This window comes from Chroococcidiopsis sp. [FACHB-1243] (genome assembly GCF_014696895.1).
In the GTDB taxonomy this organism is placed as follows: domain Bacteria; phylum Cyanobacteriota; class Cyanobacteriia; order Cyanobacteriales; family Chroococcidiopsidaceae; genus Chroococcidiopsis.
In genome coordinates this window covers 57,791-75,313 of record NZ_JACJQX010000009.1, presented here as the reverse complement: position 1 = coordinate 75,313, position 17,523 = coordinate 57,791, and the positions used below count along the sequence as shown (strand labels likewise).

Sequence of the window (17,523 nt, the reverse complement as noted above, 5' to 3'; positions counted from 1 at the left end):
TCCTCCTAGACTGACATTTGCATGACAGCTTGAGAACGAGCTAAGTAGCGAAAGGCTCCAAATGCGTCTAACAACCGCGCTGCTTGTATCTGCTCCACATCAAAAGCTTTGACAATTTCAGAGATCGTCTCTGACAACCAACTGACTCTGCTTGCTAGTTCCAGAGTGGAGAGAAATCGTTCTAGTTCTGGCTGGATCTCGTAAGCAGAGCCACCCGCGATCAGCAAGCGATAGCTAGAGGCATCTGGCAACTCGGCTTGCAAAAATTTTCTTGCTTCGTTGAAGTAGTACTCGTGAGCGAACGATCTTAAATTTTCTAGGTCGTAACTTTCTTGATGACCCTTGAGCCGAAATGTTTTTTCCCCCTGGCGAAAAGCTTCAAATAGAGCGGGGTTGTCGGCATTAATTCCAGGAATGAGTTGCTCCAAACACCTGACGTAACCAGGTCCATCTCCTTTAGAGTTACTGCGCTGCGGCGGCGCACCATAGGCAAACGTCAATAAGCTGGCATTGCGATAGCCAAACATGGCAATGGAAACGATGTCGGCTTCGGCTGTTTGTCCCTGTTGAAGCAACTTGTAGTTCTCATCTATAAATATCCCTCCACCTTCCGGCAATATTCTCAGCCGCTTAAGCGTGGCAGACATCGCCGTACCGCGAAACGTGAATCCTGTTAAAGCTGAAGAAATTTCTGCCTTCAGCTGTTGTTGATGCTCTTCGTTCCAATACTCAACCAAAGGTAATAAGAAACAAAGTTCGAGATTGAAGTGATGCCTTTGCCCTTGTTTGAGTAACTTCTGGGCGATCGCCCCCACGACTGCCAAAATTTTCACCTTAGCAGTCTCTTTTTTGGCAAGTCGCAAGCCAGAGTCCCCCTCCAAAACCCGTCCTAGCGCCCCTACAGCATAGACGGAAGAGCCAATTTGGACGTAGGCAGAAGTTTCGGGAGTAGCGACTGTCGTACCGCCCATATCCAGTCTTTTGATGTCAGACGGGTTCATCAATGCCACTTGGGGCTTCATCCAGAGCATCTGGGGTCTGCGCGACCAAGGGTTCCAGTACACCGCCTTAGTGTCACTAGCTCCCAAATCGACTGTTACTACAATCGTCAAATCTGAGTACATATTATTTATCTCCAGAGCGCAACAAAATGTAATTACAAACAATTAGGTAATTACAAACTAGTTGTAATTACCTGACTCCGAGTCGGATTTACGCAAAACTCAAATCTATCTATCTCTCTACTCAATACTTAGTCTACCTGCTGAAAAAACTCGTCTTAGTAAAACTACATCAATTCCGTGTAAAATTGCAGTCTAATTTCAGTCTGACGCAATTCTAACGCAGTCAAATAACAGATCCCAAATACAGTTTTTTGCAGTGCGAGCGCAGACTAATTACAGTTTACCTGCACTTGATTTGCATCTAAAGTGCAGTTTTCATCAAAACACCACTTAATTGCAGCTCAGATGATGTAAATGAATCATCAACTTCAGCTTAGTTGCAGTCTAATTGCAGTCTAATTACAACTATGAATCGCTAGGTAGAATGAAAAAAAAGAGCAATGGATCTAGACAATCTCAACAACATAGAGGCGATTCGCGAACATCTAGAAGATTTGGACGCGATCGCCGAACTAGAAAAAGCTAGAACTCAGACCCGATCCCTTTCGCCTGATGAATTAATTGCTTTACTGCGACCGCTTGAAGGCGATATTGACAGTCTTAACTTAACCGTTGCCAGCCTCGTCCAGGCTTTTGAAACGATTGACGAAGAACTAAAACAGTTAGATCGCGATGCAGAGGACGTACTCAAAGACCAAGCAAAGAAGATCGGGACGCTGATGGCAAAGACGACCCAACTCGAATCTTGCCTAAAAGCTCAATCAGAGCGAATTACCGCCCTAGAGAACGCACCCAAACCATTTCGTCTCACGCGCCTCAAAGCGGCGATCGCTCTGTTGGTATCAGTCCTCATTGCCCGTCCAGATCTTCCTGTTATCCTGTGGAAATCTACAACCAAGCTCGTACATCCCTCTATGCATAAAGCTTCTCCGCAGAAGAAACCTACCACCAAGCACAAGGCGATCGTGGAAGGGAACCTTCCACACCATCCTTAATGCGATCGCCCCTATTCGGGGCTGGTCAGCTCCCGATGGTCGCAGCACCTGTCGCTCCAATTGGAGCTAAAAAACACACCTCAAAGCCTTGCCATGATTTGCTTTTGGGGATATAGTTAAAGGTAATTCCAGCTTCAACTAAGTTGTGGTAGATAGACTTACTTGGCTGGCTCGACGGCGATTGCGATACCTGTGCCGTTCCAGAAAGAACTCCAACCATGCTCACCATAGATACGATTAATCCTCAGCAGGGGGAACAGTATTATCAGCAGGAGAACTACTATGCCAAAGCAAAAGCATTGGAGAATTCCCAGTGGTGGGGTCGTGGTGCAGCAGCTTTGGGATTGCGCGGTCAGATAGGCAACTCTTCTGCTTATAAAAACTTACTCAACGGTGTCAGTCCAGATGGAAAGCAGAAACTTAGAGGCAAACCAAAGCAAGTTAAGGATAAGAATAAAAAGCAACCAAAAGAAAGGGCTGGAGTAGACTTGTGCTTTGCTGCCCCTAAGAGCGTCTCGCTCGCCTGCTTGGTGGGTGGTGACTCTCGGTTAGAAGCCGCTCACCGAGCCGCTGTTGGGCGGACATTGGAATTCATCGAGCAACTGCTTGCCGAAACGCGGGTGAAAGGGAAAAGGATAAAGACAAACAATCTCACCGTGGCAATTTGGCATCACGACACCAGCCGCGAACTCGATCCCCACCTGCACAGCCATTGCATCGCAATGAATGTTACCCAACTCGACAATGGCAAATGGCAGAGTCGCGCTGACGAGATTCTTTACCAAAACAAAATGCTCTTGGGGCAGATCTACCGTAACGAGCTGGCATTGTCATGCCGGAAGTTGGGATACGAGATCGAACCACACCCAAAAGAGCTATTTGAAATCAAAGGCTACACACGCGAACAGATTGAAGCCTTCTCCAAACGCCACCAGCAGATCGTAGAAAAGTTGGTAGAAGCTGGTCTTGATGCCACAACCGAAAACAAGATCTGGGCATGGCGCAAAACCCGCGTCAAGAAAAAGCACGATGTCGATCGCGACGAAATGCACTCCCTATGGCAGGATGAGGCACAGTTATACGGGATCGCTCATCCCGTCCACCAAGCAGATCCGCAAGTTTCATCCCCCTCACAAATCCAAGCCCAACTGCAAAAAGTAGTAGCAGACGGGATCGAGCATTGTGCGGAGCGAAAAGTTGCCTTCAAGGTGGAAGAAATTGCTAAGTTCGTCACCGCACAGCCGCAACAGTTCGGCATTGACGAATTACAGAAGGCGATCGCCTCCCACCCCGAATTAATCCAAATCGGTGACGAGCAACGGCGGGTCACGACGCAAGCGGCTATTAGGCGGGAACTTGCCACCATCAAACTGATGCAGCAGGGGAAAGGGCAGGTAGAATCAATCGCACCGAGCGAAGCTGTAGAGCAATACCTAGAAGGGACGACACTGAATGCAGGGCAGCAGCAAGCAGTTATCTTGGCGGCAACTACAAAAGACCGCTTCATTGCATGGCAAGGGGTAGCGGGTGCGGGGAAGACATTCGCCCTGGAGCAACTTAAAGGAGCGATCGAGACTTTACAAACGCTTGCTCAAAGTTATGCGATCAAGGGTTTTGCCCCCAGTGCTGAAGCGGCGAACGTGTTGGGGCAAGAAATGGGCATCGAAGCAAACACGGTGGCAAGGCTGCTCGTCTCACAACTAACCGACCCACCACAACCAAATCAAATTTGGATTGTCGATGAAGCGGGGCTGATGGGTGCAAAAGACGGCTATGAGTTATTGAAACGGGCGACAGTTGAGGGAGCTAGGTTGATTTTGGTAGGCGACACGCGGCAACTGTCATCTGTAGCGGCAGGTAGTCCGTTCAAAAGTCTGCAACAAGCTGGCATTGGTACGGCTTACCTGAACGAATCGGTACGACAGCGTAATAGCCCTCCAGATCTAAAACAAGCGGTGCGCCTCGCCGCTTCTGGAGATTCAGTTGCCGCCATTTCATCTCTGGCGACTGCTGGGCGAGTCAAAGAAATCTCCGATCCCCAGTCACGGGCAAGTCGGATCGCCGCTGACTACATCAATCTCCAACCGTCAGAGCGGGATGAAACTATCATTCTGGCAGGGACGAGAAAGGAATGCGCCGCAGTGACCGAGAAGATTCGCTCGTTGCTCAAGCAAGAGGGAAGCCTGGGAGATATTGCAGCTGCAACCCAACTGATCTCCAAAGATTTAACCCAAGTCCAGATGCGATACACCCACTACTACAACGTGGGAGATGTCGTTATCCCACTGCGCCAGTACAAGCGGACTGGACTGAGAAAGTTTCAGCCTTACACAGTTGTAGGGATTGATGCAGATAAGTTGACGTTCGCGGATGCAAGTGGAAATACCTTCTTGGTCGAGCCGATGAAATTCCGCAAAGCAGTCTACACCAAGCAGGAGATTGAAATTGCCGTAGGCGATCGTCTCCGCTGGAAAAAGAACCAGCATCAACTGAGTCGCCGCAACGGGCAGGAATTTAAGGTGTTGGCGATCGCGTCCGAGAAGGCGACGATTCAGTACAAAGACGAAGTGACCGAAACCATCGACTTACGCGACTCCTTACACGTCGAATATGCATACTTGCTCACCACTTACGCCTCTCAAGGCAAGACGGCAGCACGGACGATCGCCTCGGCAACAAAAGATCGGACGACGACTAAAGAGAGCGCGTATGTGGCAATGAGCCGCGCCAAGAACCAGTTAACAATTTATGCCCAAGATAAACAGCATCTACTTGAAGCATCTAAGTGCAGTGGCGGACAAGAAAACCCGATTGAAGTTCTGCAACAAAGTTGGGGACGAGTACCAGTCGAGCTGTTAGCTGCCACTCTCTCTGCTACCGACAAGCAACAAACGCAAGAAGTGTTGAGTTTGTTACAGCAACAGCCAATAGAGCAGAAATCAGAGTCGAATTCAATTCGAGAAGAGTTTACCCAAATGGAGACATCCCATGAACGATCGAATTCCAGACAGTCCGAACTTGGCGATCTCTCAACTGTTGGAGAGCGCGTTGCTCAGAGCCTTGAGTCCGATAGTCACGCGGCTAGACCGGATCGAAGCTTGTCTCAACCACCAACAGCCCTTGACGCACTCCCAGAAACAACAGCTCGACAGCCTGGAGCGGGAAATAATCGACCAACGGCAGAGCATGAACGCACTCATCGACTGCATCACCACCTTGTCGAATGCAACCAACAACTTGAGCAAACTAACAAGCAACTCTCTCTACAGCTTGACGCTCAAGTTGAGTCAACTCCAACAGCAAGTAGAACAATGCCACCAACAACAGAACCGACAGTTGTGCGAGATCGAGTCTCGGATTGGCAGCTTGGTCAACACGTTAATGCCCTTACCACAGGAAACGCACCACGTCAGGGAACAACTTCACCAACGCCTGGACGACCAACAACTCCAATTAAAAAACCTTCGCAGCGACCTCAACAGTCTGATGTCATATACCAAAACCTTGAGCAACGTCAGCGCCAAGCAGATTCAACAGCAGACCGAGCTATCGCATCTGGTCGAACAACTCTCGCAAGTGCTGAAGAGTATAATCGCATTGCTAGAGAACGACAAAGACAACGAGAGTTGTTAACCCAAGAAATACTCGCACTGTCTCTAGAAGATGTAGCCGCCCAATTAGGCTTGTCGCCTAAAAAGGGCGAGAGAGGCAAGTGGTGCGACGAGCAGTTAAGAAATGTTTCAATTACTGATGGTAAAGGTTGGTATGACTGGAACGCACAAGCAGGTGGCAGAAACGCCACAGGTCTAGTCATGCACGTACTAGGGTTGGAGCGAAAAGCGGCAAGAAACTGGCTGACATCTGAATTCGGCTTAACCCGTGAAAGCAGTTATATTTCTTGGGAGCGCTCGCCGCGATCTCGCTCCTACAAACCACAACCTGTCGCCAAAGAACGCCAGCCTTTTGTAGCACCTACCCCCGACGAGCGCAAGTGGCTTGAAGTCAGGCAGTATCTCATAGAACAACGCTGTTTACCCACTAGCCTAGTAGATCGCTTGCACCAAGAGGGGAAGATCTACGCCAGTGGTGTTTCTCCCACTGTACTAGATCGCCTGCACCAACTGGGGCGCAATGGTGAGAAGCTAACCAATGCCGTATTTATCAGACACTCCTCGCACGGTGAGGCAAAAGGAGCATCGCTGCGGGGCATTGGGGGCAAGTTTAAGGGTTTAGCCCCAGGATCTAGAAAAGATGAAGCTTGGTTTAGCTTTACCCAAGGTGAAGGGGAAGTGCAGCGGGTCGTTTTAACTGAATCAGCAATTGATGCCATCTCTGCCGCAGCCTTGGCTAAAGATAAGAGTACGGCAACGACATTCCTTGCTACTGACGGTACGGGAGCGGTTCCCATCGAATTACTGCGCTCGGTACTTGCTCGCGGCGGACAGGTTGTACTGGCACAGGATGGCGATCGCGCAGGGCAAGAACAAGCTTGGAAAATCGTTAAGGAATTCGGGACTGGAAATATCGTTCGAGCGGCACCGACTTGCGGTAAAGATTGGAACGAATTTCTACAAGCAACTGCGACACAAACTCAAGCAGAAGGGCAGGGGAAAGTTTCGGACTGGGAGAAAGTCGCGACTGCAATCGGGAGATCGAGTCAATACATCGAGAGAGTCAAGGCTATAGCCGCCGCAGTAGAAGGCGGTCAGCTCCTCCCAGAAAAAGGTAGAGCATACATGGAGCAAGACTTTGACACTTGGAGGCAGCAAGAAGCATCTCTGTGGCAATGGTGGAGTGCGGCTCAGGAGTTAGACAAACCACGAGAGTATTTAGAGCGGATTGCTGACATTGCGCTCGCTTTCAATCGCGAAATAACTCCTTTACCATTGTCTCAGCCAGCATTTGCAGCAATGCAACAGGCTATTCATCTCCACGAGCGATTGAAGTTGAATAGTCAACCCCGCGAACGAAATCAAGAGAAATCGAGTCGGCTGAATCTTCCCCTCAACTCCACAACAATTTCTACTCAGATCGACGTAACCCCTCAAGCACTTTGGCAGCACTACAGCCAGCAAGTTAGAGCGGAGCATCCCGTTCAGATTGCAGGTCGGATTGCCATTGCAGCAATGAAAGATGGTTTAGAACCACAAATAATTCAAAGAATCTTATCGCAAGACCCCCAAGTAGAGAAAATCCGGCAACAAGGGGGAGAGGAAATGGCGCACAAGTATATCAAGACTATTATGCAAGGGGCGATTGCCAGGATGCCAAAGCACCCTCGCCAACAGCAACAACAACAGGAACGAGAGTCAGAGTTGGAACTTTAACTTTGACCATATCGATGCCGCAGTTGTATTTGAGAATTTGTGCGCCATTGGCGCACAAAAAAATCTAGACATTAGTGGCGCACGGATTTTGCCAACCAGCGATCGTCAGGTTAGACTGCTGATTTAGCTAGAATCAGTCCAACAAGTCGTAGCTTGGCAGCAAACTGTCGAATCAGCAGGCGGGAAATTCCACAGCGATCGCGTAGTCATGGTAGAGATTCGCAGGGAATGCTATCGGCATCGCGATCGAGAGAGAAAGGATCGCCTGAAAAGGCATCAAAAATTCTTTGAGCATCGGCTTGAGTATTAAAGTCGCTGCAATTGCAATCACTTTGAATGCAGGCGGGAAAATTGTTAGAGGGAGTAAAAGCAGCAGGAACAATCGGGTTTGAGCGAGTCGTACTTTTCCCACGGCGAAAGTCCCAAGGCATAACTGGAAAAGATTGCTGCCAAATTCCCAATCGCTTCTTTTTCGCCTGCGCCTGTGCTTGGTTGTACCGATCTTTGGTAGCATTACAACCATCAATGTACTGAGGATAAACGACAGCTTGCCCTTCTAGCACTAACTCTAAATTGATAGAAAGATCGTCTTTATAGAGTTCGGCAACAACTCTACCATAGCGATCGCGATCGATTGTTCGCATTGTTACTATCGTATCTGTGGGAAGTAGTTGCTGCAAGCGATCGCGGGCATTCTTACCATAAGGATGCTGCTTTAGTTCAGACGCATCAACGCATCCCAGCCTTACAGTGCTTATCGTTCCCTGTCTGTCTTTGACACGTAAGGTATCGCCGTCACCAACGCTAACGACTGTGACCGAAGCAATCTCGGAAGCTAAAGCCTTTGTAGCTCCAGTTTGTAGTATTGAAGGTCTAGCATAAGCTACAGAACTGCCGAGCAACAACGCGGCAGGCAAAGTAAGACAGAATAGCCGTTGCATAAAAATTGGGGGATTTGCGACTATTCTTAGTCTTCCCAAAATCTCGTTCTAAAAAGCAGTTGGCAATTGCCAGCAAGTAATGGCACGAACTGCCAAAATAACTTGAGCATCGTTAACTTGTGGCAAGTTGTTGGTAAGATAATCACTCAATCCCCCTACTTGCACGACCTGGGGATGCTTGCCTTCTACAATGCCTGGATAGCGTGTCGTAACTTGCCAATCATCGTCCCAGAATATGCGTTCTGCCAGAGCTTGAACGGCTGCGTGCCAAAGCTCAAGGTTGTTGGAGCGTTCGTTACGGATTTTCGGGCGCTCAATATCGGCATTGACCTTCCAGTTGAGAGATTGGCAAGTTTGAAGGATAAAGCGACGATAGTAGTATTTCCTCGTGGTGTAAGAGTGAAGATCTTCCTCACCCCAAACTCCCTCTGAGGCAAATGAAATTTCTTCTTCTACTCTTGACTTCATCACTTGAAAAGGGAGATAGGCAGCAGCTTCAATTACGTTCGTCAGTTCGGGCTGCAGGATGTTGGGATCGAGCAATGCTAAAAGACATTGGTGCAATAAGACAATTTTCTGTTGAGCAGTAGCAGCATCAAAGACGGCATCGAACGTAGCTGGCAACCACCAATCCATTTCTTCTAGGGGAGTATCTTGGAGCAAAGCCACAGTCTCCCGTGCTGCGAATAGATAAAAAATTGCTTCTCGTCCCTCAAGAACGCGATCGCCCAGATGAGTATGCCACATTATCAAACATCAATCGTTGTCACTATCTTTAATTCTAAAATTGGAGACGAGCAAGCCGAGTAAAGTAATTGCTAGTATTAACGAGCGGCTTCAACCTTAAGTAGAAAATGATACATTGCATTTGAGAGCGGCTTTTCAACGTGAAACTTACCAAATTGCTCGGTAAATGTTGACCAAGCATCGCTGAGGATTCCTCGACGACGAAAGTAGGGATGCAGCCAGATCCATTGCAAAGCCCAACTGTGAGGTGCATCAATCCACTCCCTCCAACGGAAACAACAAGCTCCCACTGTTTTACTATTACCAATGCCGTCTACGCAGAGGTCGTGAGGAGGAAGAAACAACCATGCAACGAAGCGATTCTGCTGCCAACCCCACTTGCCATTATTATCGCATCTCCAGCTTTTATCAGTTTCGTCAGCGCTAAACTGGACAAAATCGTAATGCAATTCTCTTCGGAAATAATGGGCATAGACTTCCACTCCCTCCCGAAGTCATCTAGGAGAGTTAGCAGTTACTTCAACAAGACTGGGAGCGCGAGTGTGATAAAGGCAGCAAGGAAGTAACAAAGTACGAATTGTACTTTGATTATCAACTTGCAAACAGTAACTACCTCTGGCATCGGGGTTGAGCCAATCGCGACGCAAAGAATTGTCTGCGGCGATCGCGGGCATTCGACCAGTAGCTTGAAACTTATCCCAAAGGGCGTGTAGATCGTCCAAGTGCTGATAACAGCTCTGTTCTGCCCACTTTTTTTCTAGATAAATCTGCTGCCTATCGCGATCTGCTTGTAGTGGAAACCGCTCGTCACGGAGTATATCGCGCACGAAAGCTCCTAGTGCCGAGTACTCGTACTTCCAGCAAGTAACAAACGATTTAAATGACGAGGCTTAGATGCTGGCACTTTCCTTTTTAGCTGTTGACTCGTCAGGTTTCGCATCAAAATTAGATAGAGCTGCTATTATATCGCAGCCAAGCTAAAACTTTCGAGCGCATACTTGATGTCAGGACACCTCCTTGGAGCGTCTGCAAATCTTGTTGGGTTAGAACTTTGGCTACAATCTCAATTCTACACAGGCATTCGTCGCGGTTGTAGTTACCGCTGTTGTAACGTCTAAAGTAAGTACGGATTTGAGAGATTCGAGCAAAATCATTCATAAAATATTTATTTAATCTTGAGACACCTTGCTAGGGTCAAGCTCAAACAAGATCGCCAAAGCCAAACTCTAGCGTCATGTAACGTTGAATCCACGAGTCCGGTTTTTCCTTACGCCGAGCGATCGCCTGAAGGTGGCTATAATAAGAAGTTCTGTGCGCCTCAGAAGATGGAGTCCCAAAAATAGCTCCTTTTGCCCATGAATCCGGCGACCAATGACCATACATGTCGCGAAATACATGAGCAGCCCAGCCAGGATCGAAATTATTTTCATAGGCTTCTTTCAACTTTTGGCGATAAAATTTGTAGCGTTCTGCGTCTTCTTGACGAATTACTTCTCCTATTTCTGGAACGAGATAAATTTTCTTGAGCTGCTCGAATACGTATCCACAACAAGGACATTTCATGTTGAAAGCATAAAGCATAGCTCCACAGCCCCCATTATTACGAGGACATAATTTCTTTGGAGCTTCCAACACTTGTTTTTTATTCCCTGGTTCCAAGCTAATTTCTTTAATATCTTCAACAAAACCGTGACGTGCCACGTTGCCAGCTTGATCGATAATGACTGAATCAATTTTTCCTGTTTCAGGACTGAGGCGGAGCGCACGACCGAGCATTTGAAAGTACAAAGAAGGTGAATGAGTAGGGCGGCACATCAATTCTGCGCTAACGCTTGGGATATCTAATCCCTCCACTAACTTCATACAACTTGCTAAAACTTGAATCTCCAATGCCGCTAACTGCGTGTAAATTTGGTTAGCTTGCTTCGGTGGTGTCGCACCAGAAATGTAAGCAGATGGAATTCCTTTTGCCAAAAATGCCTCGCACAGGTGTCGAGCGTGCGAAACGTTAACGGTATAGCAAAGCGTTCTCCGTCCTTTCGCCAGTCGCAGCCAATCTCGCACTGCTTGCTCGATCGGTTCCGGTCGATCGCACGCCAGGGCTAGTTGTGCCTCATCAAAATCACCGCTAACGGTCGTCCCCACGCTTTGCAAGTCTGCTTCGGTCACGGGAAAATAGCTGGGTTTAACTAAATACCCAGAGTCAATCAGTTGGTAGGGCATCGGTCCGCAAACCAAACCCTCAAAAATATCCCTCAAGCTCTCGCGCCGATTCGTTCGCCAAGGAGTTGCACTCAGTCCTAAATAAATAGCCTGCGGATATACAGTAGACATCATTTGACGCACGACAGAAGTGTACGCCGTGAGATGGGCTTCGTCCAAAATAACGATGTCTGCTGGGTACTGCCTCCACCAGTCACGCTTTACCATCGTTTGCACCGACGCGACTTGTACTTGCGCTCGGCGGTCTTCCTTCCAACCAGATTTAATAAATCCAGGGACGATTCCAAAAGCTGCTAGTTTTTGAGCGGTTTGCTCTACTAAAATATCTCTATGTACGACAAAAAGAATACATCTCCCTTTATCAACCGCGTGTCGAGCGATTTGAGAGCCGAGCAAAGTTTTGCCACCACCAGTAGGAGCAAATATCAATATTCGCTTTTTCCCCAAACGAATTAGCGAATAAGCATCTGCAATGCACTGTTTTTGATAAGGTCTGAGGTTTAGCGTTACTGTATTGGGAGAAACAAGTGAAAATTTTTCTAGAAGTGTCACGAAAAATTAAACTATTTTTGGTGAGTGTAAAAATCTATTAGGAGTACGACAGATAGGGCAGTAGCTTTTTGGCGCAAGTAATGCGACGACAGCAATAAAGCAACTGATTTTAAATAGTAGGGGAAATAGAGCGATCGATAAAACTGCAATACCTGCGCTTGGAGCAGCAACTCTCCATGCAGATTTATTGAGTGAGTTACTAGCAACTAGAAAAGGGAAACCAATAAAAGCAAGAATTATAGCTGCTGTGGTAGGTCTTGTCACTAGTGCTACATTTTGCTGGCAGTGGGGGCAGTACTTTAGTTTAGCCATTTTTCTTAGTTATAAGATCGTCTTGGTAAAAACTAAGCAATCGCTCATCTACTCGGATAGATTTAAGCCCTAATACTAGGGAACGAATCCTGGTTCTAATCCTTTAATATCTGTCAAATCTGCACTACTCAAATTAGCGCAATAAGGCGCTACCTGTATGGAACTGGGACAAAGCTCGGCATCAGTGAGATCTGCACCTCGCATTTTTGTATTAGTAAAAGTAGCTTGTTCTAGCTTGCCAGAAGTTAAATCTGCATAACTTAAATCCGAGCGATCGAAACTAGCGTCATTCAGCTCGGCTTCGCTAAAGTTAGTACGAATAAATTTAGAGTAATTTGCTCTCACTCTATTCAAACTAGAATTTGATAGATCTGCTTGAGAAAGATCGCTATAGCTAAATGATGCATTAATAAGCTCGGATTCTTTCAAGTTAGCTTTATCAAAATTAGTATAGTTTGCCATTATGCTAGACAAGTTAGCTTTAGTTAAGTTAGCATTTTTTAGGTTGACGCGCTCTAAAACTGCACCTGTCAAGTTAGCATTCTCTAAATTAGCATTACTTAAATCTAGATTACTTAGTTTAGCTTGCCTGAGATCGCAGCCAACGCACTTTTTTGTTTTTATCAGTTGTTGTAGTTGAACGGAGTCTTCTGCTAGAACGAGTGAAGATACGAGCGTGCAAAGTAAGGATGACATGCAGAAAACGGGAATTAGTTTCATAATTTTAAAGCCTCAAGTGTTTAAAGACTATAGTAGTCAAGGCATCAAACAAATTGAGAAATACTGATAGCGTCAGCAATTTCAGTATTTCTCTTCATAAATCTAAGCCTCGTTTTCGGTTTGAGCTTGACGCTCTGCTTGTTTTTGTGGCTGCTGTCGTTCTGTGACTTTTAAAGACTTACTTACTGTTGCAAAAGCAAGTTCGCTATATTGCTTGGCTGCTGCTGCTCCGCGTGCGTTTTGAATACGTTTAACTTCAGGGTCGGCAGAGAGCATTTGCAAAACGTTCTGTCGAACTTCTCCGGCACGAACTGCATTCTGTACGGTTACTAGAGTAAAATCACCAGGAACTTGAGCTTCGACACCTTGACTGTATTTGCTCCACATCGATTGTGGATCGATTGCGGTACGTTCGCTGACGGTAACGCGATCGCCTGTAACTCGGTAGGACAAATCGTTAGCAGAAGATTGAAAGAGCGTAGAACCATCGGCAGATTTCTCGCCGAAAGCGTTTACTACCGTCCTGACAGCAGCTCCCGTAACCTTGAGTGCCGTGTCGCCAACTTGTTGCTTGACGTTGCTTTGAGTGGCTTCAATTCTTGTAGACACGCGATCGCGCACGACATCAACTTGGCGAGTAGTCTTATCCCGAAAATTTGTCAAAACCTCTCGTATTTTGCTGCCCAGCGTCTTTTTGTTACGATCCAATTCTTGCGACGCTTGCTTGACTGCTGTTTGCCCCGATTCTTTAATCTTGGCGCTAATTTGGTTAGCCCAGTCGCTCACGGAGTCAACAGTTGCTAGCGCTGAAAAGATAGGAGAACTAGCAAATTTGTCGAGCCGCGAGGTCAGCGATTCTATTTGTTTTTGCTGTTGCTCGACAAGAGCTTGAAGTCGCTCGATTTGGTCTTTTAAGCTAACCTCTTCCACCTGCGGAGGCTGAGCTTGGACTGGCTGCATTTTGCGGGTTTGTTCGTTGGGTTTAGCCAACTGAGTATTACGACTAAACTGGTCTAACGCTCGATCGCGAGCGCGTTCGGGAATCAGACCGAGCATGTCAAACACGATCCCTTTTTTGCTATCTACTTCAAAAACTTTTTCTTTGCCAACGAAAATACGAATCGAGCCTTTCAGCCCTTGCGGATCTTCAATAGCTTTTTGGATTAAAGCTAGTTGTTTAGGGGTGACGCTATTAATTTCTGGTTCTTGACCTGGAACGGCTTTGAACACGGTGTTGCGCCAACCTTCTCTGATAGTGAGGGGTAAAGCACCTTGAAACTTTCCAGCTTCTACTGCTCGATGAATTTGAGAAAGAATATCTTTCGGAATTGGGGTTGGTTCGACATTTGGCTTGGGTTGTATCTCATTAGCGGTTTCTTCAACCCCAGCTTTACTTTTTGTTTCACTAGGAGACTTGTTAGAAACTGGAGTAGGTGGATTGAGCTGTTGGGCTAGATCTGGTTTGGAAATGGTTTGTTCTGACTGCAACGGTTGCAATGGAGATTCTTCTGGAGGCACGGTTTTTCCTCAAGATAAATTGTTGAATTGGAGAAAAGCAATTCGCTAGAACTGCACGGCGATCGCTGAAACTGAAGTCTCTTTGCAGATTTTTAACTGCTGCAAAGATCGGAAAGTATTTTTAAGCTATGGTAAAAAAGCTAGGAAGGTTGAACCGCAGCCAAAGCGACGCTTCTGGGATTGCAATTTTCGGCAGTATAACTTCTTCCATGCGATTGAGAAGAATTAGATCGTTTATCCGAACGTATGCTGGCTCTTCTTCGTCGAGTGAAATTCCAAGCGTACCGTCAGCAACGTCGAATGCTTGAGAGTCGAAATAAACGATTGCTCCTTCTTCAATAACTACGTGAGGAGAAGAAAAATCGTCGTCCTCGGTATAATTTAATTCGATGATTCTTGGTTTGTAGCCTTTTGGATAGGCTGGCAAATCCCAGCTTGTGGCAGCAGCAGCAACTGAGAGCGGATACGTATCTTTTAAGTCAGCAAAATTCGCAGGCAACTTAGCTTGAATTGCTTCTAGTTCGTACTGCTGTAGTTGATAGTAGGAAGCCATTTTTATCTCCTATTGAATTAGCATAACATACATTTCAATACACAGTTTTTACTTACAAGTCGCGTTCGATTTCGCTATTTTTACTATGTTGTTGCTGCTTTTGTTTTTCAGGTTTTTTACTTGCCGCTACTAGCTCTTGACGTTGAGCGGTTGCAACGGCAAGATTTGCATAGCGCTCTGCCGACACAGAATTTTGTTGTTGAAGTTTTTGAAATTCTGGGTCGTGAGATAAGATTTTGGCAGTATTTTCTGGAGAATGACCTTCACGTATAGCTTGTTGGGCGACGGCAAGCGTTTTTTGTGCTGGTACTTCAGCTTTTACACCTTCACTATACTCATTCCATAAAGCTGCATGAGTAGTGTTTTTCTCGATTTCTACCTCAATTTCGGGAGACTTTTCATTCGATGTTTGGGCTGTCAAAGCCTCTGTTTTTACATCCCGATCTGATTTCTGTTCTAAAGCTGCATGAGTTGTATTTTTATCGATTCCTATCCTAACTTTAGGAGGAGCTTTTTTTCTAAGCGACAATCGCTTGTAGATCCGCGCTGCTCCCTCAACCGTATTCTGAGCGGTTCTAACTTGTTCGCGAATAATATGCTGTTGAGATGAATCAACGTGAGAAAAATCCCTATCTAGCATGATTTATCGTTACTCCTTGCAATATTACGAGTTTAGTCTTCTCCTGCCGCGCTTGCTACAGCCTCCATCTCTTCTGGTGGTGGTAGCTGCCACCCCGCAATCGCCGCTCTCTGCAAAAGTTCTATTCGTAGCTGGCAGTCCTCCAGATGGATCTGCGTTTTCCTAGCTCTCTCTACCAAGCGAGCGCGGACTTTTGTATCCCATAGCTTCGTGCTTTGCTCTTGCGCTTGCAAGTCGTCTTCAGGCAAAACAAACCTTTTGACGTGCCAAGGAATGGAGCCAGCACCACCACCTTCATAACGAGGACTGATAAATAAGCCTTCGCGTTCCCGCATTTTGTTGATCTGGTCTGCCGTTATCAGATCGATCTGGTGGTACTGTTCCGATTGGCTGGTGCTATGTTGCTTGCCGTGTGTTTTAGAGCGGGGCTTGATGACTACCTCTTTTTTACCTACATACTTACTCCAAGATGCAGCTGTAGGTTCGTGATTGGGATTGAAGACAAACTTAGTGGAGCAAGCCGCTACTATCGAGTCTGCGTCATCCTGCCCGTAAGTTTTTTTCAGTTGAGATTGAAATTGATAACCTAGAACCGTCACCAAGCCATACGACCGAAAGCGGTTGATCCAGTTGACTAAATCTGGAACCCACAAACTGGGAAATTCATCCATGAACAACGCCATAGGAGTCTGGCGGGGGGTTTGGTTGTTCATGTTGTGCTTGACAATCATGTGCAACAATGAAGCAACCAAGGGAGCAGTTGCCGCCTCTCGCTTTTCGTCGATCTGAAAGAAAATTATTTGCTTGCCGTCGAGCCTCAGTGGAATCGTCGTCTTACCGATCAAGCTGGGTAGAAAATCGCGCTTGACAAACCGAGAAAAAGTAATCGTTGCCGTCCCCACAATACCGCTTACCGTGCGCTCTGCATCTGCAACAGAAAGCAACGATGTGGCGCTCACTTCTGCCCACAGGTCTAAATTATGCTGCCCGCTCGCTAGCTGTAGCCGTTTGGCTAGTTTCGGCAAGGACAAAATTTTCCAAGCTGTCAGCATATCTGGATAGGGGCTAGCCTTCGCCAGCATGAGTACTGTTTCCAGCAACTGATCTCCCTGCGGTCCGAAGAAGTCATCCTGTCCTTTACTAGAAGTTAGTTTGGAATTGCGGTTGATAATAGTTGCGATTTCGTTAGCACTAGCCGAGTCTCCCCCATCTTGCAGAAAATCTAAAGGGTTGATCGTACCGCTATAGGGAAAACCTGGTGCAAAAATATAAACTTCATAACCTGCTTCGATAGCATAAGCGACGTGCCGTCGCATGTGGTCGCCCTTGACATCGTAGATCAGCATTGACATTGACTCGTCAATCGCGCTGCGGATCAGGGGATCGATCGCGCTACCAGTCTTTCCCGTACCAGGGCTACCGAGAACTACGATCCCGCGTTGCGCGTCGGGAACGAGGTAAGAGCAAGTCAAGCCGCACAAAGTAAAAACCCTAGCGCGAGTGACTAACGCCCAGGTCGCCAGTTGTCGAACCCAACGCTCCTTTCGGGTCGCATCTGTAGGAATGGGAGCAAATTTAATTCGGTACTTGGGCGTACCGACGTAGAGCGTAACCCGATCCTTTTTGCGCTCTCGCAACTGCACGATCGCGCTGTCGAGCGCCGCTCGCTTTTCCCTCGCGCCTGCCCAGCGACCAGTAGTTAGTTTTCCCTTCCGACTGCTAAACTGACTGCTTAAGGCGAAAAATAGCATGATGCCACCGAGCAATACCCACCGCCAACTCATATCTGGATGCATTAAAGGAGCAAATGCATTGCTATAAGGGTTATATTCTGCGGTCGTAGCCGATACCGTCCGAACGTATTGGGGCAT

Annotated in this window: 15 protein-coding genes; 2 read left to right on the top strand and 13 right to left on the bottom strand. The window is 47.0% G+C overall.

The window, feature by feature from the left end:
- Window positions 1–5 precede the first annotated feature (5 nt).
- On the bottom strand, window positions 6–1,124 hold the full coding sequence (locus H6G17_RS08830) for a hypothetical protein (RefSeq protein ID WP_192156250.1): 1,119 nt from the start codon (window positions 1,122–1,124) through the stop codon (window positions 6–8).
- Between the two features lie 440 nt (window positions 1,125–1,564).
- Between H6G17_RS08830 and H6G17_RS08825 the strand changes: the two genes are divergently transcribed.
- Window positions 1,565–2,119 (top strand): hypothetical protein, encoded by a 555-nt coding sequence (locus H6G17_RS08825; RefSeq protein ID WP_192156248.1) that lies wholly within the window; start codon window positions 1,565–1,567, stop codon window positions 2,117–2,119.
- A gap of 25 nt (window positions 2,120–2,144) precedes the next feature.
- On the opposite strand, the gene H6G17_RS08820 is transcribed toward H6G17_RS08825, so the two are convergent.
- A complete protein-coding gene (locus H6G17_RS08820) occupies window positions 2,145–2,348 on the bottom strand; it encodes a hypothetical protein (RefSeq protein ID WP_192156246.1) in 204 nt (67 codons plus the stop codon).
- On the opposite strand from H6G17_RS08820, the gene mobF reads away from it, so the two are divergent.
- Window positions 2,338–7,446 (top strand): MobF family relaxase, encoded by a 5,109-nt coding sequence (gene mobF / locus H6G17_RS08815; RefSeq protein ID WP_192156244.1) that lies wholly within the window; start codon window positions 2,338–2,340, stop codon window positions 7,444–7,446. The two genes, H6G17_RS08820 and mobF, sit on opposite strands and share 11 nt — an antisense overlap.
- Window positions 7,447–7,652: 206 nt before the next feature.
- Here mobF and H6G17_RS08810 read toward each other — a convergent pair whose 3' ends face one another.
- The 11 genes from H6G17_RS08810 to H6G17_RS08760 form a co-directional block, all read right to left on the bottom strand.
- Window positions 7,653–8,387, bottom strand: coding sequence for a thermonuclease family protein (locus tag H6G17_RS08810; protein ID WP_192156239.1), 735 nt, complete (start codon window positions 8,385–8,387; stop codon window positions 7,653–7,655).
- A gap of 48 nt (window positions 8,388–8,435) precedes the next feature.
- Window positions 8,436–9,134: a hypothetical protein gene (locus H6G17_RS08805; protein ID WP_192156235.1), complete on the bottom strand. Its 699-nt coding sequence runs from the start codon at window positions 9,132–9,134 to the stop codon at window positions 8,436–8,438.
- A 77-nt stretch (window positions 9,135–9,211) separates the two neighbouring features.
- On the bottom strand, window positions 9,212–9,583 hold the full coding sequence (locus H6G17_RS08800) for a hypothetical protein (RefSeq protein ID WP_192156233.1): 372 nt from the start codon (window positions 9,581–9,583) through the stop codon (window positions 9,212–9,214).
- Between the two features lie 45 nt (window positions 9,584–9,628).
- Window positions 9,629–9,961 (bottom strand): hypothetical protein, encoded by a 333-nt coding sequence (locus H6G17_RS08795; protein WP_192156231.1) that lies wholly within the window; start codon window positions 9,959–9,961, stop codon window positions 9,629–9,631.
- Window positions 9,962–10,079: 118 nt separating this feature from the next.
- On the bottom strand, window positions 10,080–10,292 hold the full coding sequence (locus H6G17_RS08790; protein WP_192156229.1) for a hypothetical protein: 213 nt from the start codon (window positions 10,290–10,292) through the stop codon (window positions 10,080–10,082).
- A gap of 42 nt (window positions 10,293–10,334) precedes the next feature.
- On the bottom strand, window positions 10,335–11,909 hold the full coding sequence (locus tag H6G17_RS34570; RefSeq protein ID WP_192156227.1) for a DEAD/DEAH box helicase: 1,575 nt from the start codon (window positions 11,907–11,909) through the stop codon (window positions 10,335–10,337).
- 387 nt (window positions 11,910–12,296) lie between these two features.
- Window positions 12,297–12,941, bottom strand: coding sequence for a pentapeptide repeat-containing protein (locus H6G17_RS08780; RefSeq protein ID WP_192156225.1), 645 nt, complete (start codon window positions 12,939–12,941; stop codon window positions 12,297–12,299).
- Between the two features lie 102 nt (window positions 12,942–13,043).
- Window positions 13,044–14,459: a hypothetical protein gene (locus tag H6G17_RS08775; protein ID WP_192156223.1), complete on the bottom strand. Its 1,416-nt coding sequence runs from the start codon at window positions 14,457–14,459 to the stop codon at window positions 13,044–13,046.
- 121 nt (window positions 14,460–14,580) lie between these two features.
- Window positions 14,581–15,012 (bottom strand): hypothetical protein, encoded by a 432-nt coding sequence (locus H6G17_RS08770; protein ID WP_039710206.1) that lies wholly within the window; start codon window positions 15,010–15,012, stop codon window positions 14,581–14,583.
- Window positions 15,013–15,064: 52 nt separating this feature from the next.
- Window positions 15,065–15,652 (bottom strand): hypothetical protein, encoded by a 588-nt coding sequence (locus tag H6G17_RS08765; protein WP_192156221.1) that lies wholly within the window; start codon window positions 15,650–15,652, stop codon window positions 15,065–15,067.
- Between the two features lie 32 nt (window positions 15,653–15,684).
- Window positions 15,685–17,523, bottom strand: coding sequence for a type IV secretion system DNA-binding domain-containing protein (locus H6G17_RS08760; RefSeq protein WP_192156219.1), 1,839 nt, complete (start codon window positions 17,521–17,523; stop codon window positions 15,685–15,687).

Bases quoted from the DNA above. Each gene is read 5' to 3' on its own strand.
- H6G17_RS08820 (WP_192156246.1), bottom strand. From the start codon at position 2,348: ATGGTGAGCATGGTTGGAGTTCTTTCTGGAACGGCACAGGTATCGCAA.
- H6G17_RS08770 (WP_039710206.1), bottom strand. From the start codon at position 15,012: ATGGCTTCCTACTATCAACTACAGCAGTACGAACTAGAAGCAATTCAA.
- mobF (WP_192156244.1), top strand. From the start codon at position 2,338: ATGCTCACCATAGATACGATTAATCCTCAGCAGGGGGAACAGTATTAT.
- H6G17_RS08780 (WP_192156225.1), bottom strand. From the start codon at position 12,941: ATGAAACTAATTCCCGTTTTCTGCATGTCATCCTTACTTTGCACGCTC.
- H6G17_RS08760 (WP_192156219.1), bottom strand. From the start codon at position 17,523: ATGCCCCAATACGTTCGGACGGTATCGGCTACGACCGCAGAATATAAC.
- H6G17_RS08825 (WP_192156248.1), top strand. From the start codon at position 1,565: ATGGATCTAGACAATCTCAACAACATAGAGGCGATTCGCGAACATCTA.
- H6G17_RS08790 (WP_192156229.1), bottom strand. From the start codon at position 10,292: ATGAATGATTTTGCTCGAATCTCTCAAATCCGTACTTACTTTAGACGT.
- H6G17_RS08830 (WP_192156250.1), bottom strand. From the start codon at position 1,124: ATGTACTCAGATTTGACGATTGTAGTAACAGTCGATTTGGGAGCTAGT.
- H6G17_RS08805 (WP_192156235.1), bottom strand. From the start codon at position 9,134: ATGTGGCATACTCATCTGGGCGATCGCGTTCTTGAGGGACGAGAAGCA.
- H6G17_RS08810 (WP_192156239.1), bottom strand. From the start codon at position 8,387: ATGCAACGGCTATTCTGTCTTACTTTGCCTGCCGCGTTGTTGCTCGGC.
- H6G17_RS08765 (WP_192156221.1), bottom strand. From the start codon at position 15,652: ATGCTAGATAGGGATTTTTCTCACGTTGATTCATCTCAACAGCATATT.